Source organism: Streptomyces violens, from assembly GCF_000717745.1.
GTDB lineage: Bacteria > Actinomycetota > Actinomycetes > Streptomycetales > Streptomycetaceae > Streptomyces > Streptomyces violens.
This window is the reverse complement of record NZ_JOBH01000025.1, coordinates 1-23,827: the sequence shown is the minus strand read 5'-3', so window position 1 is coordinate 23,827 and position 23,827 is coordinate 1. Positions and strand designations below refer to the sequence as shown.

Here is a 23,827-nt window from a genome sequence, read left to right as displayed (position 1 = left end):
CGGCACCGTACGGGGGGCGCGGGCCGCTCAGGCCGGTGCGTACCCGCGGTCGCGTACGACCTGCTCGGTGAGCCGGGTGAAGGCGCGGGCGGCGGCGCTCCGGTAGGCGTTGTCGCGGCGCAGCAGCGCGGCCCGGCGGGTGGGCAGCGGAGGGTCGAGGCGGACGGGCGCCAGATGCGGGTGGTCGTCGGTAATGGCATCGGGAAGCACCGTGGCCAGTGCAGGAGTGCGCCGTACGATTTCGGTGAGCGCCTGGATGGTGTCGGCCTCCACCGCGATCGGCGGGCTGATGCGGTGCCGCGCGAAGTGCGCGTCGATGTGTCTCCGGGTGGCGAAGTCCTCGCTGAGCAGCGCGAGCGGCTGCCCGGCGAGGCGGGCCACCGGCATCGACCGCCGGTCCCGGGCACCGGACGCAGCGGAGGCATCGGCTCGATCGGCTGCATCGGGGCGGTCCGCGGTGACGACCAGGCTGAGGTTCTCGGCGAAGAGCCCGGTGGCCGCGATGCCCGCCAGGTGCGGGCCCTCGAAGGCGATGCCGAGATCCAGCTCGTCGGCCAGCAGGCCCGCCTCGATACGGTCCTGCGTCATCTCGCGCACCTCCAGCGTGAGCCCGGGGTGGTCACGGTGCAGTGCCTGCACGAGTGGGCCGAGGAGGTAGGCGGTGAACGTGGGCGTCATGGCCAGCCGCAGATGCCCCCGGGAGAGGTCGGCGAAGCTGGGCGCCGACGGCCCGTTCCAGCTGTTTGATCTGCTGCGAGAGCGTCGGCGGACGCTATAGGGCCTGGTCGTGCACGGTGGTTCTTGGTGGTTCCGACTGGCCCGCAGTGGGCCGGCAGCCACTTTCCGACCCCTTTGTCCCCACCGCTTTCTCTGGAGGAACGCTCATGGACTTCGCCCAGCGCACCATCGACATCGCCCGGCAGAACGTCGAAGAGGGCGGCCGCCCCTTCGCCACCGTCATCGTCAAGGACGGTGAGATCCTGGCGGAGAGCCCCAACAAGGTCGCCCAGACCTCGGACCCGACCGCACACGCGGAGATCCTCGCCATCAGCGAGGCGTGCCGCAAGCTCGGCACCGAGCACCTGGTCGGCGCCACCATCTACGTCCTCGCGCACCCCTGCCCCATGTGCCTGGGCGCGCTGTACTACTGCTCCCCGGACGAGGTGGTCTTCCTCACCTCCCGCGACGCCTACGAGCCGCACTACGTCGACGACCGCAAGTACTTCGAACTCGCCAACTTCTACGACGAGTTCGCCAAGGACTACACCGAGCGGCGGCTGCCCATGAGCCATGCGCCGCGGGACGCCGCCGTCGACGTGTACCGGCGGTGGCAGGAGCGCAACGGCGGCAACCGCCACGTCGAAGGCGCTCCCACCACCTGAACAACTGGCCCTGGCTTTAGGCTAGTTCGCCGTCGCGGGCGACGACCCGGCCGCCGTGCACCACCATGTCCCGCGCCGGCATGTCCACCACGATCTGCGGTACGCACTCGCCGCGGAGGAGCAGGAAGTCGGCGGGGGAGCCGGGGGACAGGTCGGCGCGGTCCAGCTGCATCACATCGGCGCCGCCGTGCGACCCCGTCTCGTAACACCCCGTCAGCTCCGTGTCGAGACGGTTGTCCCGGACCCAGCCGAGCAGATGCGCGCGATGCAGCATGTCGGCCTTGCCGAAGGGGCTCCACGCGTCGCGCACCCCGTCCGAGCCCAGCCCGACCCGCACACCGTGTTCCTTGAGCCGGGCGATCGGCAGGACCAGCTCCCGGCTCGGCGCCACCGTCGTCAGCGCGATGTCCAGCTCGCCGAGGTCGGCCGCCACCGAGGCCAGCTCGGCGTCGGACAGGCCCGGCAGGCAGAACACATGACTGACCGTCACCTTGCCCCGCAGCGACAGCGCCCGAGTGCGGTCGATGATGCCGCGCAGCGCCGTGAGGCCCTGCTCGCCCCGGTCGTGCAGATGGATGTCCACGCTGATGCCGTACTGGTCGGCGAGGTCGAAGACCAGGTCGAGCTGCTCGTCCAGCGCCTGGTCGAAGCCGATCGGATCGATCCCGCCGATGAAGTCCACGGTCCCGCTGCGCGCCGCCTCCCGCAGCAGTGCTGCCGTACCGGGCGTGCGGATGACACCGTGCTGCGGGAACGCAACGATCTGCACATCGAGCGCGTGCCGCAGCCGCTCGCGCGCGGCCGCGACGCCTTCCACGCAGGTCAGGCCGTAGGCGGGGGCGATGTCGGCGTGCGCGCGCATGGCCCGCGTACCACGGGTCACGGCGTGCGCCATCAGCCCGTGCGCCCGCTCGGCGACGGACCGGCTCTGACGCTGGAACAGCTCCACGTCCTGGGCCGCGTAGTCCGCGATACTGCTCGCCGGCTTGCGCGACTCCCAACTGCCGCCCCACGTCGTCTTGTCGGGGTGGATGTGCGCGTCCACCAGCGCCGGCAGGGCGATACGGCCGCCGCCGTCGATCACCTCGGCACCCTCCGGGGCCCGCCGGTCCGTGATGCGGCCGTCGACGACGGTGAGGTCCACCGCGTGCTTCGCCCCGAAGGGCCGCACATCACGGAAGACCACCGGGCGCGCGGGCCGCTCACGGGCCGCGGCCCGCGCCGGCGGCACGGCCGCGGACAGTACGGTGCCGGCGCCCGCGAGCGAGGCGGCACCCGCGAGAACACCGCGCCGGGAGGGCTGGGAGGGCGGAGGCGTCATCGGAACTCCTTCGGGGTGGGGAAGCGGCGGTGGGACGGGCAGTACGGGCCCGTGCGCCCCGCAGCCGCCGGGGAAGCGGCGGCGCAGCACACGGGCCAAGAGTTGCGTCTACAGCGGCAGACCCGCGCGCACCACGCGGTGCGGCTTCTTGAGTACGGAGACGTCGTCGAGCGGGTCGCTGTCCAGCACGATCACATCGCCCGCGAAGCCGGGCGCCAGCCGTCCCGCCGTCCGCTCCATACCGAGCAGCCGGGCGGCGCCCGTCGTGGCGGTGCGGATCGCGTCGAGCGCCGGCAGACCTGCCGCGCGCATCAGCTCCACCTCCCGGCCGATGGGCTTGACCGCCCCGCCGGAGGAGTCGGTGCCCGCCGCCAGCGGAACGCCCAGCTCGTGCGCGGTACGCACCGCGTCCTTGAGGACCGGCAGATACGTGCGGCCGCGCTCGGCGAGCACCGGGTCGGGCGAGTGGATCATCCCCGCGATGGCGGTCAGCGTCGGCGTGAAGTACGTCCCCCGGCGCCGCATCTCGTGCAGGGTGCGCTCGCCGACGAACACACCGTGTTCCAGCGACCGGATCCCCGCCCGCACCGCGTCGTCGCAGCCGCGCTCGCTGTAGCTGTGGCACAGCACGCCCTTGCCCCGGCGCCGCGCCGTCGCGACGATCTCGGAGAGCTGCTCGTACGAGTAGACCTGGGTAAGCGGGTCCTGCTCCGGCAGACCGGCACGCTCGTTCACCCGCGTCTTGATCACGTCGGCGCCACGGGCGAGGTTGACCTCGACGACCCGGCGCAGCGCCTCGGCCGACCGCACGCCGTTCTTCAGCCGCGCGAGCGGCGTGAGGTCCGGGTCCGCGAGTACGGTGTCGCCCAGGTCGGGCGTGACGAAGACACCGGCGGCCCGCAGCCGGGGCGCCTGCTCGGGTGCCTGGCGGGCCAACTCCCGTACGGCGATGTCCTGGTAGAAGTTCGTGGAGCCGCTGCGCGCGCTCGTGGCGCCCTTGCGGACCGCGTCGCGCGCCTCGGTGGCCGTGTTGAGGTGGATGTGCGCGTCGACCAGACCCGGCAGCACCCAGCGGCCGTGCGCGTCGAGGCGCGGCGCGCCGGCCGGCACATCGACCTTCGCCCGGGACCCGGCGGCGTGCACCACACCGTCGCGGATCACCACAACGGCGTCCTCAATGACGTCACCGGTCGCCGGGTCGAGCAGGGTGCCGCCCTCGACGACCAGGTCGCCGCCGCGCTGCGCGCTCCGCGCCGGACCGGCGGCGGCTCCCCGCGCCGGGGCGGCAGCGGCGCCCGGTGCCGCCGAGAGGGCGGCGGCCGTGCCGGCCAGGGCCGCGGCACCGGCGAGCACACCGCGGCGGGTGACCCGGCTGGGCGGGGGCGGGACGGACTCGACACACATGACGGGCTCCTCAGTGCTCTACGTACAACTGAGGGAAATTGGTATACCAAACCTCAGTCCGAGGCAAGGTTCCCGGTGATGGCCGCCCATGTATGGAGTGCGATGGGGCGTTTGCCCACCACCCCCTCCGTGGGTTCGGTATGCCATCCCCCGCGAGTCGGCTTCTCAGGTCAGATTCAGCCCACCGTCGAGCACGATCACCTCACCGGTGAGATAGGTACTGTCGATCACCGACGCGACCAGCCCGGCCACGTCGGCGGGCTGGGCCGGGCGGTGCATGGGCGCACGGTCCCGCCACAGCTCGTGCGCCTGCGCCCAGTCCTTCGTCATCGGGGTGTCCACCAGCCCGGGGGCCACCGCGTTGACCCGCACCTCGGGTCCGAGCGCGGCCGCGAGCAGCCGGGTGACGTGATTCAGCGCGGCCTTGCTCGCCGCGTACGGCACCGACGAGCCCTTGGGGCGTACCCCGGCGTGGCTGGTGATGTTCACGATGCTGCCGCCGCCGGGGGAGCGGCGCAGCGCCGGAAGTGCCGCCGTGCACAACACCCATGGCGCGATCAGATTGACCTCCAGCAGCTGCCGCCAGTCCGCCGGTGTCGCCGCGGCCAGATCGTCGTGCGGGATCGGCCAACTGATGCCCGCGTTGTTCACCAGCACGTCCAGCCGCCCGTACCGGCCGAGCGCCGCCTCGACCAGCCCCCGGGCCTCCTCCTCCACCGCCAGGTCGGCCCGCACGTACGCCCCGCCGAGCTCCGCCGCCAGCGCCTCCCCGGCCTTCGTACTGCGCCGCGAGTGCACAACGACCCGCATCCCGTCCGCCGCCAGCCGCCGCGCGATGGCCTCCCCGATCCCCGACGTGGACCCGCTGACCAGGGCGACGGGCCGATCCGCTTGTTGCATGCTCATGCCGCGGATCTTGTCACGGGCCCCTGCGGTGGCCGGTACTCGTCCCTTATGGCGACGCGGTACCCACCTTCATCGCCAACTGCGAGAAACCCTCTCCCTGAGCGCAGTCACCGTCCATAGGCTGCCCCGTGTCGGGCGAGCGGCGGCCGCTTTCCTCGTGACGCACCGAAGTGACTCACCGAACGGTTCACCGGAGGGACGTGACGACATGCAGCGGACAGCACGCGCGGCAGCGGTGGTGCTGGCGGTGGCACTGCTCGCAGGATGCGACATGGCGGAGGGCGAGGACCGGGCCGTCGGATGCGCGCGGTTCGCCCTCGCGGTGTCCGACGCCATAGGGGACCTGGAACATGCCGTACTGGAGTCCGCCCTCGACCGCGAGGCGGACGCGGCGGTCGATGCGCTCGACGCGGCGGTCGCCGAGCTCACGCGGCGCTCGTCCGGCGCGGAGGTGCAGGAAGCCGCCACGGCAGTCGGAGACGCGGCGGACGAAGTACGCACGGCGCTCGCCCAGGACCGCAAACCCGACCTCGCACCACTGCGCAGCGCCGGCCTGCAACTCGTCAGGACCTGCCCCAAGGGAGCGGCCTCATGATGTCCCGCTCCTGCTGAGGTACCGGAAGCCGTTGCGGTACTCGGTCGGCGTGGTGGCCAGTTGGCGGCGGAAGGCCCGGATGAGGGTGTCGACGGTACCGAACCCGCAGTCGCCGGCGATGCGCTCAAGCGTTGCATCGGTCGACTCCAGCTGATTACGGGCGAGTTCGACGCGCGCGGATTCGATATAGGCGGCCGGCGTCATCCCGAGTTCGGTCTTGAAGATGCGAGAGAGCTGCCGTTCGGAAACGTGGGCGTGTGCGGCGAGGTCGGCGAGGCCGATGGGCCGGGACAGGTTGCGGGTGATGTAGTGCCGCAGGTCCTCGGTCCGGCGAGTGGTGGAGACGGGTTCGAGCGGTACGGAGAACTGGCTCTGTCCGCCCGGGCGTTTGAGGTACATCACGAGCTGGCGGGCCACACGCAGGGCGACGGCTTCGCCGAAGTCCTCGGCGACCAGGGCCAGGGACAGGTCGAGGCAGGAGCTGATACCCGCGCCGGTCCACACGGCGCCGTCACGAATGAAGATCGGGTCGGCGTCCACGGTGACGGTGGGGTGCTCGGCTGCGAGCTGGCGGGCGGTCGACCAGTGCGTGGTGGCCCGCTTTCCGTCGAGCAGACCCGCGGCCGCCAGGATGTGGGCGCCGACGCACACAGAGGCGATACGACGTGACGCACCGGCGAGCTGCTTGACGCGGGCGGTGACAGCCGGGTCCGCCAGGGCGCTCACGCGCCGGTCGGCGTCGAAGCGTACGGAGCCGGGGACCAGGAGGGTGTCAATGCGCCGGCCTTCCACCGCGTCGAACACGGCGTCGGGCAGGACGCGTACCCCCGCCGAGGTGGTAACGGGATCCAGCGTCTCGGCGGCCAGGAGTACGCGGTAGCCGGTGTGGGTGCCGGTGCCGCTCTCGGCGTCGACCTCGCGTTGCAACAGGGCGAACACCTCCGGTGGGCCGGTGATGTCCAGCAGGTCGACGCCATCGAAAACGACGATGACGACGAGCCGTTCCGATGCGGACACGCGTCCCCTCCCCAGGTGATGTCCGGATCTGCAAGTTCGGTGTCATTGCAGACACCGACGGGGGATCGTAGCGTCGAACACGTCGGCGCCGCCAGGGCGTCGGACGAAACCAACACCTCACCCGGGACGGCTTCTCTCCATGACTACAACGACGCTGCGTCAGCTCAACGGCTTCGATGAGACCCCGGCGAGCCTCGCCGACGCCACGCTCCTCATGGTCGACTTCCAGAACACCTACACCCGGGGCGTGATGGAGCTGTCCGGCTGGCAGGCGGCCCTGGACTCGGCCGCGGCGCTGCTGGCGCGGGCGCGGGAGGCGGGGACGCCGGTCATCCACATCATCAACGACGGCGGCGAGGGCACCCCGTACGACATCCGCGCGGAGATCGGCTCCATCCACCCCGGCGTGGCCCCGGCCGACGGCGAGCCGGTCGTCGAGAAGCAGGCGCCGAACGCCTTCCACGGCACCGACCTTGAAGACAAGGTCGAGGCCGCGGGCCGCAAGAACGTGATCATCGCCGGTTTTATGACCCACATGTGCGTCACCTTCACCACCGAAGGCGCGTTCCTGCGCGGCTACGCGCCCACGATCGTCGCGGACGCGTGCGCCACCCGGCCCCTGACGGGGGCCGGGGTCGAACTGTCCGCCGAGCAGGTCCACCAGAGCGCGCTGGCCACGATCGCCGACCTCTACGGGGTCGTTGTCGCGCAGGGCTCCGCCCTGAAGTAAGCGGCCGGGTTACTGGCCCAGGCGCATCAGCAGATGGCCCCGGCGGAACCGCTCGTCCTCGCCCGGCTCGCGCAGCATCCGGCCGACTTCGATGAATCCGGCTTCGCCGGCCAGCTTCGCGAGGTCGTCGATCGGCCACCGGTAGGCCGTCGCCACTTTGTGGTCGAACGCCGTGACCGGCTCACCCTCCGACTCGAAGAAACCGAGCAAGAGGTGGCCGCCGGGCGCGAGCACCCGCCGGAACTCGGCGAAGTACGAGGGCACGTCCTGCGGCGGGGCGTGGATGACCGAATACCACGACACGATGCCGTTCAGCTTGCCGTCGGGCAGGTCCAGTGCGTCCATGGAACCGAGCTCGAACCGCAGGTCGGGGTAGGTCTCGCGGGCGAGGTCGATCATCACCGGCGACAGGTCGATGCCGAAGACGTCCAGTCCCAGGTCCCGCAAGTGCGCGGTCAGATACCCGGGGCCGCATCCCAGCTCGGCGACGGGCCCGGCGCCGTTGGCCCGCGCGAGCTCGGCGAACGCGGCGAGCACCGCGCGGTCCAGCGGAAGAGCGTCGAGTGAGTCGCGGGCGAGTTCGGCGTAGAGGACGGCCACGGCATCGTAGGCATCCGCTGTCGCGGAGAGGTGCGAGGAAGGTTCAGTCACAAGCGAGGACACTAGGGCCTCCCCTGTCGCGCTGACGACAACTTCGTACCTCGGCTTGATCCGTAGCTGCACTTTGCCATCTACACCTGATTGAATGGGGGGAGATGATCTTGAGTCGCTGTCCTCCGAAAGGCAATTCCTGATGCTGTCCGTCCTCGACCAGGCCCCGCCCGTCGCTGTGTCGACGGAGTTCCGCCGCCCGCCGGCTCGCATCAGGACGACGCCTCGCCGGGCGGCCGCCCCCCTCGACGCCGCCGGCGCCGAGGTTCTCCGGACCATCGCCAACTCCCGTACCCCGGTCTTCATCACCGTGCATGCGAATGGCCGGCGCCGGTACGGCTACTGGCGGCCGTATGACTCCCGCACCGGCAAGGGCGGCTGCTACATGGCTCTGCCCACCGAGGTATGCGACCGGCTGGAGTCGGCAGGCCGGATCACGTTCGGTGATCCCTTGGTGGATCCGGCCAAGACGACGTACCGCGTATGGGCCGCCGACACCCCTGCCGAGCCCGCTCACGCCGCTGCCAGGCCGGCCAGGCCCACCCGTACCCCGGCTGCCGCACCGGTGCGTCGCCCGATGACATCCGTGGGTCGTCCCACGGCACCCGCGGCACCCGTGCGCACGGTGGCACAGAGGGTCGCCGCCTGAGCTGACGGTTGCCGCCTGAGCTGAGGATGCCGCAGGGAGGGGCCATCCGCTACCTGCCTCTCCGCTGACGGTCCTTCCGGCTAGCATTGGACACGAAGCGCAGTCGGTTGTTCGCCGTGTGATAGGGGCAGGGCCCAGGTCCTGGAGGCAGCGATGGCGGTGGAGCGCGGGAGCCCGGAGTCGCAGGCGCGCGTACCGGACCGGCAGGGCGGCGGCACGCTGCAGTTCCGCACCGGTGACGTCGACCGGGCCCGCACCTGGATCAGCGAAGTCATGCACTATCCCGTGACGTTGAATCCGCTGGCCGAGACGGACCGCTTCGCCCTGGACATGCGCGGGATGCAACTGGGCCCGATCAATGCCAACACGGTGGCGTACGGCACCCACTGCCTCGGCAGAAGCAGCGGCCTCGGCGTCGCGTACCACATCAACTTCACCACCAGCGGCACCTCGATCGAGGCCCACCGAGGGGAGACCTTCGTCTGTACCGCCGCGGGAGGACGGCTCCCGGTGTTCGAACCAACGGGCGCGGTCACCACGGAAATGAGCGACGACGCTGCGGTGCTCGCACTGGGCTGGGACCGGCATGCGGTGGAAAGCGCACTGGAGGAGTACCTCGACCACCCTGTCCGGCCGCTGCACTTCCCCGGCGGCTTCGATCCCACGGACGGCGAGGGCCGGACGCTGGCCGGGCTGGCGCAGGTGCTGAAGCGCGAACTGGGCTCGCCCACTGGGCTGTTGGGGCACGAGATCGTCGCCGCCAAGCTCGCCGACGCCCTCCTCACGACGATGCTGTACGCCACCCCGCACCAGTACCACGAGGAGCTCGCCGAGCCGGGGCCGCGCACCTGCCCGCGTCCGGTCAAGCGGGCGATCGATGCCATGCAGGCCGATCCCGCGCACCCCTTCACCACGCGCGAACTTGCCAGGATCGCCGGCGTCTCCCCGCGGTCCCTGCAGGCCGGGTTCCAGCAGCACATGGAGACCACGCCGATGACGTATCTGCGCACGCTGCGCCTGGAGCGCGCGCACCGCGACCTGACCCGCCCCGGATCCACCGACTCGGTCACCGAGGCCGCGGTGCGCTGGGGCTTCACCCACCTGGGCCGCTTCGCCGCCGCCTACCAGGCCAGGTACGGGACCCTGCCGTCACAGGAGCACCGGGGCTGAGTCGGCCTGGCCGAGGAACTCCAGCACCCGGCGCCAGGTCAGCTCGGCCGCGGCCGGATCGTGGTCGGGAAGCTCGCGGTCGATGTAGAAGTGGCCGGCGCCCGGGTAACGAAAGACCTCCAGGTCGACATGGGACTCCTGTGCCGCGTGGCGGAGGGCGGCCACGCGCTCGGGCGGCGCGAAGTCGTCCGGCTCCGCGGCATGCAACTGCACCCGGAGGCCAGGGCGGACGGACGCGGGGAGGTCGGCGACGGCGTGCAGGAGGACAACACCCGCAGTCGCGGGACGCTCGGGCCAGAGATCGGCGACAACGCCTGTCCCCATGGAGACACCAACGAGCACGGTCTCCTCCGGCATGCCGACCAGTGCCTGCCGAGCCCGCTCGACCGCCGCTTCCCAGCCGATCCGGTCGAGCAACCGGAACCCCTCGTCGAGGGTGCCGGCGGTCCGACCGGCGAAGAGGTCGGGTGTGACGACCTCATGCCCGCCGCGCCGCAACCGCTCAGCGGCGAGCAGTTCGGCGGGACGCAGGCCGAGAACGGAGTGGAAGAGCGCGATGTGGGCCATGGGGTCATCATGCCCAGTTCGGGGAGGAGTGAGGGGAGTCCGAGGACGGCTGGCCTGCATTGATGCGTAGTCGTCTATGAGGGGGCGCCGATCTCGAATCAAACGAGGGTGGACTGGTGTGTCGCAGGGCCACAGGATTTTCCACGGGAGAGGCGGGGCTCGTCGCGTGTCGACGATGGGGGCCGCCCATGAGCAACCAACGGGATGGTGACTTCAGTAGTGATAACGACCAGCAAGAGGGGCCGGATGGCGCGGGGGGCGGTTCTTCCCGTGGTTCTCGCCATGGTGGCCGTGGTCTTCGGGCCCATCGGGCAGGCGCAGGCAGCGGAGACCTGCACCACGGACGTCTTCCGGTACAAGGTGGTCAGCAGTACCGGTGCGGAGGTCGCCTGGGTGGATGCGCAGGCGAAGAGGTGCTTCGATGAGACCGGCAGCCTGACGGAGAACACCGCCTTCACCACCCCGGTGAGGACGAATTCCTATGGGCCGGTGTGGGAGTGGAGAGTCGAGGGTGAAGCCAGTAACACGGTCCAGAGCAGCCCCAGTTGGCGTCTGATCGACAACACCTTCACACTGCGGGACTGCCAGCCCCACGTCGACCTCTGCCTTGCGAAGCTCGACCTGCACTTCCGAGCCAGCATCACACCGCAGGCCAAGCCGTCCGTGATCGCCACGCTCACGAGCAATGGTGGTCCGACGGACGCGTACAAGGTCGTACGCGCCTGACGGGTGAGGCGGGCGCGGCCGGGGCCCGCCGGTCGGGACGGGCCCCGGCCGCGCGGCCCCGTCCCGTCAGGGCGTTCCGCCGCCCAGCGGTACGTCCGCGCCGGACAGTTCCGCCCGTACGCCGTCCTTCGTTACGGAGATTCCGCGAAGCCGCAGGTCACCGGGCAGGTTGTCCGGTAGCTGGGCCGAGAATTCCATGTCCTCCGCGACCTTCGGCTCCCGGACCTTCTGCAGGCCCCGGATCAGCGACGGATCGATACCGGTGGGCTTCAGCAGCGACGGGTGCTCGGCGAGTGCGTCCAGCGCGCGGCCCTTCATGAGCTGGTCCGGGCGGAGCCGCTGCTGCCCGGTCGCCTGCTGGAGGGCGCGCTCGTCCATCTTGTCGGCGGTGGGTGTGGTGAGCTGCAGGCCGCCGCCCTTGCCCGGCGTGTACGTGAGCAGACCGGGTACCACCAGCCGGGTGTCCGCCACGGTCATGGCCAGGCCGTGGTCGCCGGTGCGCTGCAGGTGTGCCCGCGCCCGGATGCTCGCCTCCTTGCCGGCCACCGGCAGCTCGCCCTGGGCCAGTACGGTGTTCTTCTGCGGGCCGGGAGTCAGGCGGACCTGGGACGCCCCGACCTCGCGGTTCAGGTCGTCGAAGTCGAGGAACACCTCACCGCGCACCCGGCTCAGGACCGCGCCCTTGACCGAGGCCGGGAGGGAGCCGACGATCCGCAGGTCGTCCACCGTTCCGTTCACCTGCGCGACGGAGACCCGCCCGGCCGACACGTCGGGGACGTTGACCTCGACATGGTCGAGATGGCCCGTGGCGAGCTGCGCGACGAACGGGAAGCTGTCGATGTGCACCTCGGGCTCGGCACGGAGCTTCAGCGCGTCCTGCATCTTCTGCGCCGCCAGGTTCTCGGCGTAGAGCACGGCCCAGCGGTCGCCGAGGGCGAGAAACGCGAGTACAACGCCCAGGCCGACGACCGTCTTCGCGACCCTCCGGGCAGCGCGCCGGCCGGTGCGCCGGCCCCCGGGGGCCGTATCGGCCGTATCGCCCGTGTCTGAGCACTCACCGTCCCGGTCCGCGCCCTCGTGGGAAGCGCGGGCCGCCGGAATCCGTGCCGTGGAGTCTGCGGGAGGTCCGTTCGAGATCACCACCACATGCGATCACACGACTACCGCTACGGCCAAGTAATGCCCGGCCCGCAGTCGGCGAGCACCCGGGAGGCACCGGTAACCACGCGCAGATCACCCACTGTTGACGGGCCAACAGGCCCTGTTACGGTGGGCGCGGGTGCGTAAATGATCTTCACCCCGACAGCGCTTCCGGGCGATCGCTGTCGCTCTGCCCCCACTTTTCCCACTCTCCTCCCACTCTGCTCCCGTTCTGCTCCCGTTCTCAACGATGGATGCCGCTTCATGTCTTCTATGCCGTTCAACCCGACTCCTGCCAACCAGGACGGTCAGCAGCCGCAGCTGAGCCTGTCCACGGCGGCCGCGCGGAATCTGGCGAGTACGACCAAGACCGTTCCGCAGATGCAGGGGATCTCCTCCCGGTGGCTGCTGCGGCTGCTGCCCTGGGTGCAGGTCTCCGGAGGCGCGTACCGGGTGAACCGCCGGCTCACCCACACCCTCGGTGACGGCCGCGTCGAGTTCGTCGCCACCGGCGCGGACGTGCGGGTCATACCGACCGAGCTGCGTGAGCTGCCGCCGCTGCGGGCCTTTGAGGACGAGGCGGTGCTGGGTGCGCTGGCGGAGCGGTTCGCGCAGCGCGAGGTGGCCGCGGGGGAAGCGATCGTGGAGGCCGGCCGCCCGGCCGATGAGGTCGTTCTCATCGCGCACGGCAAGAGCAACAAGCTGGGCACCGGTAAGTACGGTGACCCGACGGTGCTCGGTGTGCTCGCGGACGGTGACTACGTCGGCGAGGGCCTCCTGACAGGCTCGGGCGGCGAGTGGGAGTTCACGGTGCGGGCGGTCACCGCTTGCACCGTTCTGACCCTGTCGCGGGACGCGTTCGAGGAGGTCCAGGGACGGGCGGAGGGCCTGCGTACGCACCTGGAGGAGGTGCGGTCCGCGTCCCGGCTGTCGCAGAACAAGCGGGGCGAGGCCGCCATCGACCTGGCTTCCGGTCACGCCGGGGAGCCGGTACTGCCCAGTACCTTCGTCGACTACGAACTCAGCCCCCGCGAGTACGAACTGAGTGTCGCTCAGACGGTGCTCCGCGTGCACAGCCGCGTCGCCGACCTCTACAACGAGCCCATGAACCAGGTCGAGCAGCAGCTCCGGCTCACCGTCGAGGCGCTGCGCGAGCGGCAGGAGCACGAGCTCGTCAACAGCCGTGACTTCGGGCTCCTCCACAACGCCGACTTCAAGCAGCGCATCCGTACGCACAGCGGCCCGCCCACCCCGGACGACCTCGACGAGCTGATCTCGCGGCGCCGTAAGACCCAGTACCTGCTGGCCCACCCGAAGGCGATCGCGGCCTTCGGCCGGGAGTGCAGCAAGCGCGGGCTCTACCCGCAGGGCGTGGAGCTGGAGGGCCACCAGGTGCCGGCCTGGCGCGGTATCCCCATCCTGCCCTGCAACAAGATCCCGGTCAGCCCGGCCGGTACCAGCTCCATCCTTGCGATGCGCACGGGCGAGGAGGACCAGGGCGTCGTCGGTCTCCACCAGGCGGGTATCCCCGACGAGATCGAGCCCAGCCTCAACGCGCGTTTCATGGGCATCGACGACAAGGCCATCATCTCCTACCTGGTGAGCGCCTACTACTCCGCGGCGGTACTCGTCCCGGACGCGCTCGGCATCCTCGAAGACGTCGAGATCGGCCACTACGACAACTAGCCGACGCACACCTCGTTTCAGGAACAGGAAAGGGCCGGGCACCAGTGACGGCACCAGCGACACAGCCTTTTGAACTGCCGGACTTCTACATGCCGCATCCCGCGCGCCTGAATCCTCATCTGGAGGAGGCGCGGCGGCACTCGAAGCGGTGGGCCCGCGACATGGGCATGCTCGAAGGCTCGGGTGTCTGGGAGGAGCGCGACCTCGACGCGCACGACTACGCGCTGCTGTGCGCGTACACCCATCCCGATGCGTCCGGCCCGGCCCTTTCCCTGGTCACCGACTGGTATGTGTGGGTCTTCTTCTTCGACGACCACTTCCTCGAGGTCTTCAAGTACTCGAAGGACCGGGAGGGCGGCAAGGCGTACCTCGACCGCCTGCCGCTCTTCATGCCGACCGACCCGGCCGCGGTCATCCCCGAGCCGACGAACCCGGTCGAAGCGGGCCTCGCCGACCTGTGGGCCCGCACCGTGCCGAGCATGTCGGCGGACTGGCGGGCCCGGTTCGCGGAGAGCACGGAGAACCTCCTCAACGAGTCGTTGTGGGAGCTCTCCAACATCAACGCCCACCGCATCGCCAACCCCGTCGAGTACATCGAGATGCGCCGCAAGGTCGGGGGCGCCCCTTGGTCGGCGGGTCTCATCGAGTACGCGATCGGGGCCGAGGTGCCCGCGCCCATCGCGGCGTCACGCCCGATGAAGGTGCTGCGGGACAGTTTCTCCGACGCCGTGCACCTGCGGAACGACCTCTTCTCGTACCAGCGCGAGGTCGAGGAGGAGGGGGAGAACAGCAACGGTGTGCTGGTACTGGAGACCTTCCTCGGCTGCAGTACGCAGGAGGCCGCCGACGCCGTCAACGACCTGCTCACCTCCCGCCTCCAGCAGTTCGAGAACACCGTCTTCACCGAGCTCTCCCCGCTCTTCGCCGAGACCGGCCTGGGCCCGGACCAGTGCGCGGACGTCCTCGCGTACGTCAAGGGGCTGCAGGACTGGCAGTCGGGCGGCCATGAGTGGCACATGCGGTCCAGCCGCTACATGAACGGAGGCGCGGCTGAAGGAAGTTCAGAGCAATCGGGACTCTCGGGATTCTCGCTTCTCCCGAGCGGTCTGGGTACCTCGGCGGCGCGTCTCGGGCTGACGAGCCTGACGACCACCCGCCGGGCCGAGGCCGGCCGGCTCCGCGGCTTCACCCACGTCCCGCACCAGCGAGTGGGCCCGTCTCAACTGCCCGACTTCCACATGCCGTTCACCACTCGGCTCAGCCCGCACCTGGACGGCGCGCGCCGCAACGTGGTCGAGTGGGGGCGCCGGATGGGCATGCTCGAAGCCCAGCCCGGCATCCCCGGTTCGCACATCTGGAACGAACGCAAGCTCGCCGGCTTCGACTTCCCCCTGTGCGCGGCCGGCATCCACCCCGATGCCTCACCCGACCAACTCGACGTGACGTCAGGGTGGTTGACCTGGGGGACGTACGGGGACGACTACTTCCCCGTCGTCTTCGGCCGCACCCGGGACCTGGCAGGAGCGAAGGCGGCCAACACCCGGCTCTCGGCCTTCATGCCGGTGGACGGCTCCCCGACGCCCGAGCCCGCCAACGCGTTGGAGCGCGGCCTGGCCGATCTCTGGGCCCGTACGGCCGGCCCGATGAACCCGCAGGGCCGCCGCACCTTCCGCACCGCCATCGAGGACATGACGTCCAGCTGGCTGTGGGAGCTGGCCAACCAGGCGCAGAACCGCATCCCCGACCCCGTCGACTACATCGAGATGCGCCGGATGACCTTCGGCTCCGATCTCACCATGAGCCTGTGCCGACTGGGCCACGGACAGCAGATCCCGCCCGAGATCTACCGCAGCGGCCCCATGCGCTCCCTGGAGAACGCCGCCGCGGACTACGCGTGCCTCCTCAACGACGTCTTCTCCTACCAGAAGGAGATCGAGTACGAGGGCGAGGTGCACAACGGCATCCTGGTCGTCCAGAACTTCTTCGACTGCGACTACCCGACCGCCCTCGCCATCATCCACGACCTGATGACCTCCCGGATGCGGCAGTTCCAGCACGTGGCGGAGCACGAACTCCCCATCCTCTACGAGGACTTCAAGCTCACCCCGGACGCCCGACGCACCCTGAACGGCTACGTCCGCGAACTCGAAAACTGGCTCTCCGGCATCCTGACCTGGCACCAGCGCTGCCACCGCTACAAGGAGGAAGACCTCCGCCGCGACCTCCCCACCCACCCCCAACGCCGCCTCGACCTCCCCACCGGCCTGGGAACCTCGGCGGCGTGTATTCCGAGGCTCAGCGGGCGGCGCTGAATCGTATGCCGGCACCCGGTGGGATCTGGCCCGCCAGTGGGAGGTCGTCTTCGTGGACCACGCCGATCACCGGGTAGCCGCCGGTGACCGGGTGGTCGGTGAGGAAGAGGACCGGGAGGCCGTTCGGTGGGACCTGGAGGGCGCCGCGGACCATGCCCTCGGCGGGCAGTTCGCCCGTACGGCAGCGGCGCAGTGCCGGGCCCGCGAGGCGGATGCCGATCCGGTTGCTTTTGCTGGTCGCTTCCCAGCGCGTTGTGAAGAACGTTTTGAGGGATGGTTCTTCGAACCAGTCGTCGCGTGGGCCCGGCCAGACGCGTAGGAGGAATTCGGTGGGTGGTGCGCTGCGTGGGGCGTGGTCGACGCCGGGCATGGGGTGCGTTGGGTCGCCGAGGGGGAGGGTGTCTCCGGCGCGCAGCGGCGCGGGGCCCGTTCCCGAGAGGAGGTCGGTGGCGCGGGAGCCGAGTGCGGGCGGGGGAGTCAGCCCGCCGCGGACGGCGAGGTAGGTACGGAGGCCGGAGGACGGCATGCCGAGGGACAGGACGTCACCGTCGCGTACGGGGACGGGCGCGTCCAGGGCGGCCGGGCGGCCGTTGACCGTGGCCGGGCAGGGCGCGCCGGTCAGGGCGAGATAGCCGGTCGCGGGGGTGCCGTCGGGGCGGCGCAGGCGCAGCCGGGCCCGCAGCCCACCGAAGGTGATTTCCAGGCCGGCCGCGTCCTCGGGGTTGCCGACCAGGCGGTTCGCGAGGGTGAGGGACGTGGTGTCGGCGGCGCCGGACCGGGAGACACCCAGATGCGACCAGCCGGGGCGGCCGAGGTCCTGGACGGTGGCGAGCGGACCGGGAGTGAGGATTTCCACAGTGCGCGCCACCGTATCCATGTCCTGCAGCGTCACGTTGTCTCCTCGAAACGTACGGTCCTGCCGGGGACGAGCAGCGCCGGCGGAGTGCGGTCCTCGTCCCACAGCGGCACATCGGTGCTGCCCAGCAGCTGCCAGCCGCCGGGGGAGGAGCGCGGGTAGACACCGGTGAAGCCGCCCGCCACGGCGACCGAGCCGGCCGGTACGGCGGTGCGCGGCTCGCTGCGGCGGGGGAGGTGCAGTACGGGGTCGGTGCCGACCAGATAGCCGAAGCCGGGCATGAAGCCGGCGAAGGCGACCGTGTAGAGCGGTGCGGTGTGCCGGTCGATCACCTCGCGGACGGTGCGGCCGGTGAGCTCGGCGACGTCCGCGAGGTCGGGCCCGTCGTAACGGACCGGGACGACGAGCGTGTCGTAGTCCGTCTCCTGCGTGGCCGGGCCGCCCTGCTCCGGCAGCGCCGCGGCCCGCTCGGCGACCGTACGGCTGAGTCGGTCTTGCCCGGTGACCGCCGGATCGTAGGTGACCAGCAGTGTACGGGCGGCCGCGACCAACTCCCGTACGCCCTCCGGTCGTTCACGTTCCAACGCGGCGCGCAGGGCCAGCACGTCGGCCAAGTCGGCCAGTTCGGCGAGCAGTGCCGCACTGCCGGCCCTGCGGACGCCGCGCAGCGGGGTCGTCATACGGGCCTCAGCGCTGCCCGGCGGCGCCCGTGGCGACCGCGGCGGACGGCGTGGCGAACGGCGTCGGGGACAGCCCCGCCGCGTCGAACTCCTTGCGCAGCCGGCGGGCGATCTCCACCGCGCCCTGGGTGTCGCCGTGCACACACAGCGAACGCACCGTCAGCGGCACCTCCGTACCGTCGATCGCCTCGACCACGCCCTCGATGACCATCCGCAGGCAGCGGGCCACGATGACGTCCGGGTCGTGCAGCACCGCGCCCGGCTCACGGCGCGAGACGAGCGTGCCCTCGGGAGTGTACGCGCGGTCCGCGAAGGCCTCGTGGACCGGGGTGAGCCCGGCCTCGGCGGCCTTGCGCAGCCAGGCGCTGCCGGGCAGACCCAACACGGGGAGGCTCACGTCGTACCGGCTGACCGCGTCGGCGACGGCCTCGGCCTGCGCCTCGTGGTGGACGATCGCGTTGTACAGCGCGCCGTGCGGCTTGACGTACGCGACCTTCGTACCGGCCAGCCTGGCGAAGCCGTCCAGCGCGGCTATCTGGTACACCACGTCGTTGACCAGCTCGCGCGGGTCGACGTCGATGAAGCGGCGGCCGAAGCCGGGCAGGTCGCGGTAGCCGACCTGGGCGCCGATGGCGACGCCGCGCTCGGCGGCCAGCTCGCAGACGCGGCGCATCACGGTCGGGTCGCCCGCGTGGTAGCCGCAGGCGACATTGGCGCTGCTGACGATGGACAGCAGGGCGTCGTCGTCGCCCAGCGTCCACTGGCCGAAGCCCTCGCCGAGGTCGCTGTTGAGGTCGATGACAGTCATGTGGTTCCTCTGGTTCCTCTCGCGTGCTCGTGGCGGGATCGGCTCAGCTCTGCCAGGTCGGGAGGTTGATGCCGTGGAGGTTGCGGTACGCGGCGCGCTCCGGCTGCTGCCAGCCCGCCAGCAGCTCGGGGTCGACCTTGTAGACCTCGACGCCGATGGGGTGGCAGACCTCGACCGGGTCGTGCGCGTCCGGGCCCCACATCGGGACGGACAGGTCGCCGCCGGGGCAGGTGGAGAGCGCGCAGAGCAGGTCCAGCTCGGCGAAGAACTCGAAGTGGTCGCCGGGGCGGGCCGGGCAGTCCTTCATAAAATACTGGTCGTCCTCATTCAGCCCGGTGCACTGGAAGACGTTCAGCACGTCGTGCACATCGAACTCGGTGAGGCCGTAGGGGAGGACGGCCCGCGTCAGGTTGCTGTGGCAGTGGAAGTCGAATGCCTCGCCGGTCAGCATCTGATTGACGTACGGGTCGCAGCGGGTGCCGAGCAGGTCGTGCACCCGGCCGCCCTCGGGGTCGCGCCCGTACTCGGCCAGCGTGTCATCGGTGATGGTCAGCAGCGGGCGCAGGAACGGCAGGTTCGACCAGAGCCGGTCGTACGTGCTCACGTGCGCGCGCTGGAGCTGCCGCGTACGGGAGGCCCACAGTCGCTCGCGCGGGTCGTTGCGGTTCCACACGTTGAGGTCGCCGACCTGCGGGCCCTCGACGGTGACCAGCCGGCACAGGTGCCCGGCCGGCACCTCCCACGCCTGGCCGGAGCGGATCGGTATCTCGAACTTGTCGACCAGCTCGCGGCCCTCGGGGGTACCGGACACCCGGTCGTAGAAGGCTCTGTCGACATCGAGCGGGCCGCCCTTGGTGGCCTGGTAGGCGGCTGCGGTGGTGGCCATGGGGATCCTCCTAGAAGTACAGGTCAGCTCGGATCGGGTCGGGTCGGCTCGGATCGGCTCGGATCGGCTCGGGTCAGCTCTGCCGGGCCGCGGCGGCCGCCCGGACCATGTCGACGACCTCGCGCTCGGAGTCGTCCAGGTACTGCCGCAGGGCCGCCGCGGCCTCGGCCCGCCCGCCGGAGCGCAGCAGATCGCAGACCACGCGGTCGCGCGGTACGTACTGCGCCTGGAAGTCCTGCTCCTGCGGGAACTCCGCGAAGGCCAGGCGGAGTTGGGCCGCGGTGGTGTCGAAGAAGCGGTCCAGCCGGGCGCTGCCGAGCAGGTGCACCACGGCGCGGTGGAAGCCAAGTGAGCAGGTGCCCGCCTCGTTCCAGCGCTCCGCCGCGGCGGCCCGCTCGGCCTCGGTGACCCTCCGGTCGAGATCGTCCAACGCCTCGGCCGGGGAGTACACGCTCTCCTCGACGGCCCGCAGCTCGATGCAACGCCGGGCGGCGTAGATGTCGTGCACGTCCGCCACCTCGAGGCGCTTGACCGCCGCGCCCTTGTAGAGCTGATGGACGGCCAGGCCTTCGTGGACCAGCAGTCGGACCGCCTCGCGCAGTGTGTTGCGCGAGACGCCCAGCTCGCCCGCGAGCGCGGCATCGCGCAGTGGCGTGCCGGGCGCCAACTCACCGCGGCTGATGCGCTCGCGCAGCCGGTCGGCCACGGTGTCGGCGGCGACGTCGCCCTGGGGGGCGTCGGCGTGGATCTCCTCAGGCATGGCGGGCACGCTATCAGGATTGTTCATCAAAATGGAGACCGTCTTGCGTGGTGGACGGCCTGGAGGGTCCAGAAACCCTTACCGACCAGCAGCCCATAAGGCTTTCTTTGGGGAGCTGATCGTCAAGCCTTGACAGGATCGTTCAACCATTTCTACGTTGTCCGCCACTTGGCCGAGCCGTCACGCCGCCGTGGCGCGCGCCGTCCCCCGTCTCTCCGCACCCGGAGGTGGCCCATGCCGCCGACCACCGCATCGCAACCCGTCGCCGGCAGTGGCCGCGACCTTCTCGAGGACAGCAAACTCAGTTCGTTCCACCGCCGGCTCACCGTCTACTCGGCCGGCGGCCCCTTCCTCGACGGGCTGATCCTCGGCGTCATCGGTGTCGCCCTCACCCAGCTCGGCCCGAAGTGGCACCTCGGCGGCGCCTATGAGGGCCTGCTCGCGGCGGCCGCACTGCTGGGCCTGCTCGTCGGCGGCACCGTCTTCGGGTACGTCACCGACCGCTTCGGCCGGCACATCATGTACACCATCGACCTGGCCGCGATCGTGGTCTTCTCGGTGGCCCAGGCATTCGTCACCGGCCCGGAACAGCTACTGGTCCTGCGCTTCCTCATCGGCGTCGCGGTCGGCGCGGACTACCCGATCGCGACCTCGCTGCTCGCGGAGTTCTCCCCGCGCAAGCACCGCGGCGCGATGCTCGGCCTGCTCACCGTCATGTGGTCGCTCGGCAGCGCCGCCGCGTACCTCGTCGGTGACCTGCTGCTCCGCCTCGGCCCGGACGGCTGGCGCTGGCTGCTGGCCTGCCCCGCCATTCCCGCCGCGATCCTGGTCCTGATGCGGATGGGTACGCCCGAGTCGCCGCGCTGGCTGCTCTCCCAGGGCCGTACCGAAGAGGCGCAGGCCGTGATGCGCAAGGTCTTCGGCCCCGACGCCACCATTGACGAGCTGGAGGTCCCCACGGAGCCCGCCCGTCTCACCGCCGTCTTCCGCGGCGTGTACGGCCGCCGCACCGTCTTCGTCGCCGTCTTCTGGGCCTGCTCGGTGATGCCCATCTACGCGATCTACGCGTTCGGGCCGCAGCTGCTGACCGCGATGGGGCTGGCCGGGGAGGGCAGCTCCAATCTCGGCTCCGGTGTGATCAGCCTGGTCTTCCTGGTCGGCTGCGTTGCGTTCCTGCCACTGCTCGGCCGGATCGGGCGCCGTCCGCTGCTGATCGCCTCCTTCGCCGCCGCGACCCTTCCGCTCATGGTGCTCGGCCTTTTCCCGGACCTGCCCGTCGTGCTGGGTGGCATCCTCTTCGCGGTCTACGCCGTCGCCATCGGCGGCCCGACCCTCCTGCAGTGGATCTACCCGAACGAGCTGTTCCCCACGGAGTTCCGGGCCACGGCCGTGGGCATCGGCACCGGCTTCAGCCGGGTCGCCGCGGCCGCCGGCACCTTCCTCACCCCGATCGCCCTGGAGTCCTGGGGCGTGGGCGCGACTCTGCTCCTCGCGGGCATCGTGTCCCTGGGCGGCACGCTGGTCTCGGTAGCACTCGCCCCGGAAACGCTGGGCGCCTCACTGGAAAGCTCCAGCGCGGCCTGAACCGCTGCCCACTCCTCGGGGCTTCAGGGGGCTTCAGGGCACGAGGACGATGCGTCCGCGCAGGCCGCCTTCGGCCAGCCGGGCGTGGGCCGTGGCCGCGGCGTCGAGCGGGTGGGTCTGTGCGACGCGGGGCAACAGCGCACCCGTGTCGGCGAGGCGGGCCAGTACGGCCAACTGCGCACTGTCGGCCCGTACGTCCAGGGCGTCGATCCGGATGCCGCGCTCGGGCTGCGGCTCCTGGCCGGGCCACACGCCGATGTAGGTGCCGCCGTCGCGGACCGCGGCGAGCGCGTCGCGCCCCAGCATCGCGGCGTCGAGTACACCATCGAAGTCGGCGGGCGTGGGTGTCCGGCCGCGGGAGAGAAAGTGGTCGGCGCCCCGGGAGACGACGAACTCCTCGTCGCTCGCGGAGGCGAGTGCGGTGATCTTCAGCCCTCGGTGGTGCGCGAGTTCCACCGCGTGCCCCCCGACCCCGCCGGCAGCTCCCGTGACCAGCAGGTTCTGCCCCGGGTGCAGTGCCAGCATCTCCAGCGCCTGGAGCGCGGACAGTGCGTTGAGGGGCAGGGCCGCGGCGTGGATGTCGTTCAGAGTGGCGGGAGCGGCCGCGATGGCATCCGCATCGAGCACGGCGTACTCGGCGTGGGTGCCCAGCGGAGTGCGATGGCCCGTGGCCAGGCCGATGACACGGTCACCGACCGCCCAACCCGCCCCGTCGCCGACGGCGTCGATGGTGCCGGCGACGTCCCAGCCCAGACCGATCCGTGCACCGTCGCCGCCGCCGAAGACGCCGGAACGCATGGCAGCGTCCACTGGATTCAAGGCAGCTGCCGCCACCTTGATCCGTACCTGTCCCGGCCCCGCCACGGGCACGGGAAGCTCGGTGATCTCGACGGCCTCGGGCCCGCCGAAGCGGGAGACTGTCGCGGCGCGCATGCGCATATTCGTCCTCCGACGTCGTTTCTTACCTTTAGTGCGTAACCAAATGTTGGGTCAGAATGGAAGGCGATACAAAAGGCACACCCGTGTGCGCAACGGAACGGAGGCCGGGATGGCAACCGAGTCGCAGGCCGGCCGGGCGGCTGTTCCCGCCGGGCCGTGCTCGCGCTGGCCGGCGGAGCAGGGCGAGACCATCCGGCAGATCGTCGAGCGGGCCGGCGACAAGTGGGCCGTGCTCGTGATCGGCACCCTGGAAAGCGGCCCCCTTCGCTACACCGATCTGCAGCGTTCCATCCCCGGCATCTCTCAGCGCATGCTCACCCACACTCTGCGCCAACTGCGACGCGACGGTCTGGTCACCCGGACCGCCTACCCCGAGGTGCCCCCGCGGGTCGAGTACGCGCTGACCGACCTGGGCGCCACCCTGCTCGTCGCCGTCACCGCGCTGATCGACTGGGCCGGCACCCACCACGACGAGATCTCCCGGAACCGCTCCCACTTCGACGAGCAAACCGCCAAGAAACCCTGAAGTCGCCTATGAGGACGGCCGATCGGGCTCCAGCTGGTCGAGGAACCGGCCGACCAACTGCAGGCCGGTGCGCAAGGTCTCCGTGTCGTCGGCGAAGCCGATGCGTACGGTGGTGATCCAGCCCAGGCGCAGCCCGGCCAGGGAGTACGGCTTGGACATGCTGCCGGTGGAGATGCCGCGCTCGTACAGGTCGGCGATCGAGGCGGTGAAGCCGTCGCCGTCCTGGTCCACGCCCCGGTAGACCTCGTCGCACAGCACCCACGCCCCGACGCGATCGGCGATCTTCGCGATGCGGGTCAGCCCGGCGGCGTCGATGAGGGCGCCGGTGGGGTTGTTGGGATTGTTGACGGCGATGAGCTTCGTCTCCGGGGTGACCAGGCGGTCGAGTTCGTCCAGGTCGGGAAGCCAGCCGTGCTCCTCACGCAACGTCAGGTGGTCGACGCGGGCGCCGTAGCTGTCCGGGATGGAGTAGTGCTGCTGGTAGGTGGGGACGACGGCCACGATGTGGTCGCCCGGTTCGACGAGGGTGGTG

General features: G+C 70.7%; 24 protein-coding genes and 1 pseudogene. 10 read left to right on the top strand and 15 right to left on the bottom strand.

Annotated features, from left to right (window positions below; all coding sequences use genetic code 11):
- Positions 1-27: 27 nt before the first annotated feature.
- Positions 28-711, bottom strand: a pseudogene (locus IF04_RS0133220) (LysR substrate-binding domain-containing protein); the annotation flags it as partial.
- 173 nt (positions 712-884) lie between these two features.
- Between IF04_RS0133220 and IF04_RS0133215 the strand changes: the two are divergent.
- The gene (locus IF04_RS0133215) at positions 885-1,382 is read left to right on the top strand and encodes a nucleoside deaminase (protein WP_030266615.1); all 498 of its coding nucleotides are present in this window, start codon (positions 885-887) and stop codon (positions 1,380-1,382) included.
- 16 nt (positions 1,383-1,398) lie between these two features.
- Here IF04_RS0133215 and IF04_RS0133210 read toward each other — a convergent pair whose 3' ends face one another.
- From IF04_RS0133210 to IF04_RS0133200, 3 genes are all read right to left on the bottom strand, one after another.
- Positions 1,399-2,703, bottom strand: coding sequence for an amidohydrolase (locus tag IF04_RS0133210; RefSeq protein WP_030266612.1), 1,305 nt, complete (start codon positions 2,701-2,703; stop codon positions 1,399-1,401).
- A gap of 108 nt (positions 2,704-2,811) precedes the next feature.
- Positions 2,812-4,107 (bottom strand): amidohydrolase family protein, encoded by a 1,296-nt coding sequence (locus tag IF04_RS0133205; RefSeq protein WP_030266609.1) that lies wholly within the window; start codon positions 4,105-4,107, stop codon positions 2,812-2,814.
- 165 nt (positions 4,108-4,272) lie between these two features.
- Complete coding sequence (locus IF04_RS0133200) at positions 4,273-5,013, bottom strand: SDR family NAD(P)-dependent oxidoreductase (RefSeq protein ID WP_030266606.1); 741 nt, start codon at positions 5,011-5,013, stop codon at positions 4,273-4,275.
- 208 nt (positions 5,014-5,221) lie between these two features.
- Here IF04_RS0133200 and IF04_RS0133195 point away from each other — a divergent pair, with 208 nt between their 5' ends.
- Positions 5,222-5,608 (top strand): hypothetical protein, encoded by a 387-nt coding sequence (locus IF04_RS0133195; protein WP_157847747.1) that lies wholly within the window; start codon positions 5,222-5,224, stop codon positions 5,606-5,608.
- Here the strand turns inward: IF04_RS0133195 and IF04_RS0133190 are convergent.
- The gene (locus IF04_RS0133190; RefSeq protein ID WP_030266600.1) at positions 5,603-6,625 is read right to left on the bottom strand and encodes a GlxA family transcriptional regulator; all 1,023 of its coding nucleotides are present in this window, start codon (positions 6,623-6,625) and stop codon (positions 5,603-5,605) included. The two genes, IF04_RS0133195 and IF04_RS0133190, sit on opposite strands and share 6 nt — an antisense overlap.
- Positions 6,626-6,764: 139 nt before the next feature.
- Between IF04_RS0133190 and IF04_RS0133185 the strand changes: the two genes are divergently transcribed.
- A complete protein-coding gene (locus IF04_RS0133185; protein WP_030266598.1) occupies positions 6,765-7,355 on the top strand; it encodes a cysteine hydrolase family protein in 591 nt (196 codons plus the stop codon).
- Between the two features lie 9 nt (positions 7,356-7,364).
- Here the strand turns inward: IF04_RS0133185 and IF04_RS0133180 are convergent, their stop codons facing one another.
- Positions 7,365-8,006 (bottom strand): class I SAM-dependent methyltransferase, encoded by a 642-nt coding sequence (locus IF04_RS0133180; RefSeq protein ID WP_030266595.1) that lies wholly within the window; start codon positions 8,004-8,006, stop codon positions 7,365-7,367.
- Positions 8,007-8,100: 94 nt separating this feature from the next.
- Here IF04_RS0133180 and IF04_RS39410 point away from each other — a divergent pair, with 94 nt between their 5' ends.
- Together IF04_RS39410 and IF04_RS36830 are read left to right on the top strand one after the other, a co-directional pair.
- Positions 8,101-8,655 (top strand): hypothetical protein, encoded by a 555-nt coding sequence (locus IF04_RS39410; RefSeq protein WP_211259895.1) that lies wholly within the window; start codon positions 8,101-8,103, stop codon positions 8,653-8,655.
- 153 nt (positions 8,656-8,808) lie between these two features.
- Positions 8,809-9,825, top strand: a complete 1,017-nt coding sequence (locus IF04_RS36830) for a helix-turn-helix transcriptional regulator (protein ID WP_051831791.1) — start codon at positions 8,809-8,811, stop codon at positions 9,823-9,825.
- Here the strand turns inward: IF04_RS36830 and IF04_RS0133165 are convergent.
- The gene (locus tag IF04_RS0133165) at positions 9,805-10,392 is read right to left on the bottom strand and encodes a dienelactone hydrolase family protein (protein ID WP_030266587.1); all 588 of its coding nucleotides are present in this window, start codon (positions 10,390-10,392) and stop codon (positions 9,805-9,807) included. The two genes, IF04_RS36830 and IF04_RS0133165, sit on opposite strands and share 21 nt — an antisense overlap.
- Before the next feature lie 270 nt (positions 10,393-10,662).
- Between IF04_RS0133165 and IF04_RS0133160 the strand changes: the two genes are divergently transcribed.
- Positions 10,663-11,118, top strand: a complete 456-nt coding sequence (locus IF04_RS0133160; RefSeq protein WP_157847746.1) for a hypothetical protein — start codon at positions 10,663-10,665, stop codon at positions 11,116-11,118.
- 66 nt (positions 11,119-11,184) lie between these two features.
- Here the strand turns inward: IF04_RS0133160 and IF04_RS0133155 are convergent, their stop codons facing one another.
- A complete protein-coding gene (locus tag IF04_RS0133155; RefSeq protein WP_030266582.1) occupies positions 11,185-12,258 on the bottom strand; it encodes an LmeA family phospholipid-binding protein in 1,074 nt (357 codons plus the stop codon).
- A gap of 273 nt (positions 12,259-12,531) precedes the next feature.
- On the opposite strand from IF04_RS0133155, the gene IF04_RS0133150 reads away from it, so the two are divergent.
- Both IF04_RS0133150 and IF04_RS0133145 read left to right on the top strand, forming a co-directional pair.
- The gene (locus tag IF04_RS0133150) at positions 12,532-13,944 is read left to right on the top strand and encodes a family 2B encapsulin nanocompartment shell protein (protein ID WP_030266579.1); all 1,413 of its coding nucleotides are present in this window, start codon (positions 12,532-12,534) and stop codon (positions 13,942-13,944) included.
- 44 nt (positions 13,945-13,988) lie between these two features.
- Entirely contained in the window at positions 13,989-16,256 is a 2,268-nt protein-coding gene (locus IF04_RS0133145) for a family 2 encapsulin nanocompartment cargo protein terpene cyclase (RefSeq protein ID WP_281179741.1), read from the top strand.
- Here the strand turns inward: IF04_RS0133145 and IF04_RS0133140 are convergent.
- The 5 genes from IF04_RS0133140 to IF04_RS0133120 form a co-directional block, all read right to left on the bottom strand.
- A complete protein-coding gene (locus IF04_RS0133140; protein ID WP_030266573.1) occupies positions 16,240-17,133 on the bottom strand; it encodes a 5-oxoprolinase subunit C family protein in 894 nt (297 codons plus the stop codon). The two genes, IF04_RS0133145 and IF04_RS0133140, sit on opposite strands and share 17 nt — an antisense overlap.
- 11 nt (positions 17,134-17,144) lie before the next feature.
- A complete protein-coding gene (locus IF04_RS0133135) occupies positions 17,145-17,792 on the bottom strand; it encodes a 5-oxoprolinase subunit B family protein (protein WP_030266570.1) in 648 nt (215 codons plus the stop codon).
- Positions 17,793-17,799: 7 nt separating this feature from the next.
- Positions 17,800-18,600 (bottom strand): LamB/YcsF family protein, encoded by an 801-nt coding sequence (locus IF04_RS0133130; RefSeq protein WP_030266566.1) that lies wholly within the window; start codon positions 18,598-18,600, stop codon positions 17,800-17,802.
- Between the two features lie 43 nt (positions 18,601-18,643).
- Positions 18,644-19,486 carry an urea carboxylase-associated family protein gene (locus IF04_RS0133125; protein WP_030266561.1) on the bottom strand — a complete coding sequence of 281 codons (843 nt, stop codon included), beginning with the start codon at positions 19,484-19,486 and terminating at the stop codon, positions 18,644-18,646.
- Between the two features lie 73 nt (positions 19,487-19,559).
- Positions 19,560-20,246 (bottom strand): GntR family transcriptional regulator, encoded by a 687-nt coding sequence (locus IF04_RS0133120; RefSeq protein WP_030266558.1) that lies wholly within the window; start codon positions 20,244-20,246, stop codon positions 19,560-19,562.
- Between the two features lie 234 nt (positions 20,247-20,480).
- Here IF04_RS0133120 and IF04_RS0133115 point away from each other — a divergent pair, with 234 nt between their 5' ends.
- On the top strand, positions 20,481-21,830 hold the full coding sequence (locus IF04_RS0133115) for an MFS transporter (protein ID WP_030266554.1): 1,350 nt from the start codon (positions 20,481-20,483) through the stop codon (positions 21,828-21,830).
- Between the two features lie 33 nt (positions 21,831-21,863).
- On the opposite strand, the gene IF04_RS0133110 is transcribed toward IF04_RS0133115, so the two are convergent.
- A complete protein-coding gene (locus IF04_RS0133110) occupies positions 21,864-22,763 on the bottom strand; it encodes an NADP-dependent oxidoreductase (RefSeq protein ID WP_030266552.1) in 900 nt (299 codons plus the stop codon).
- 115 nt (positions 22,764-22,878) lie between these two features.
- Here IF04_RS0133110 and IF04_RS0133105 point away from each other — a divergent pair, with 115 nt between their 5' ends.
- Entirely contained in the window at positions 22,879-23,295 is a 417-nt protein-coding gene (locus IF04_RS0133105; protein ID WP_030266550.1) for a winged helix-turn-helix transcriptional regulator, read from the top strand.
- Between the two features lie 6 nt (positions 23,296-23,301).
- On the opposite strand, the gene IF04_RS36245 is transcribed toward IF04_RS0133105, so the two are convergent.
- The coding region (locus IF04_RS36245) for an aminotransferase class I/II-fold pyridoxal phosphate-dependent enzyme (RefSeq protein WP_037961639.1) at positions 23,302-23,827 on the bottom strand (526 nt) is incomplete at its 5' end.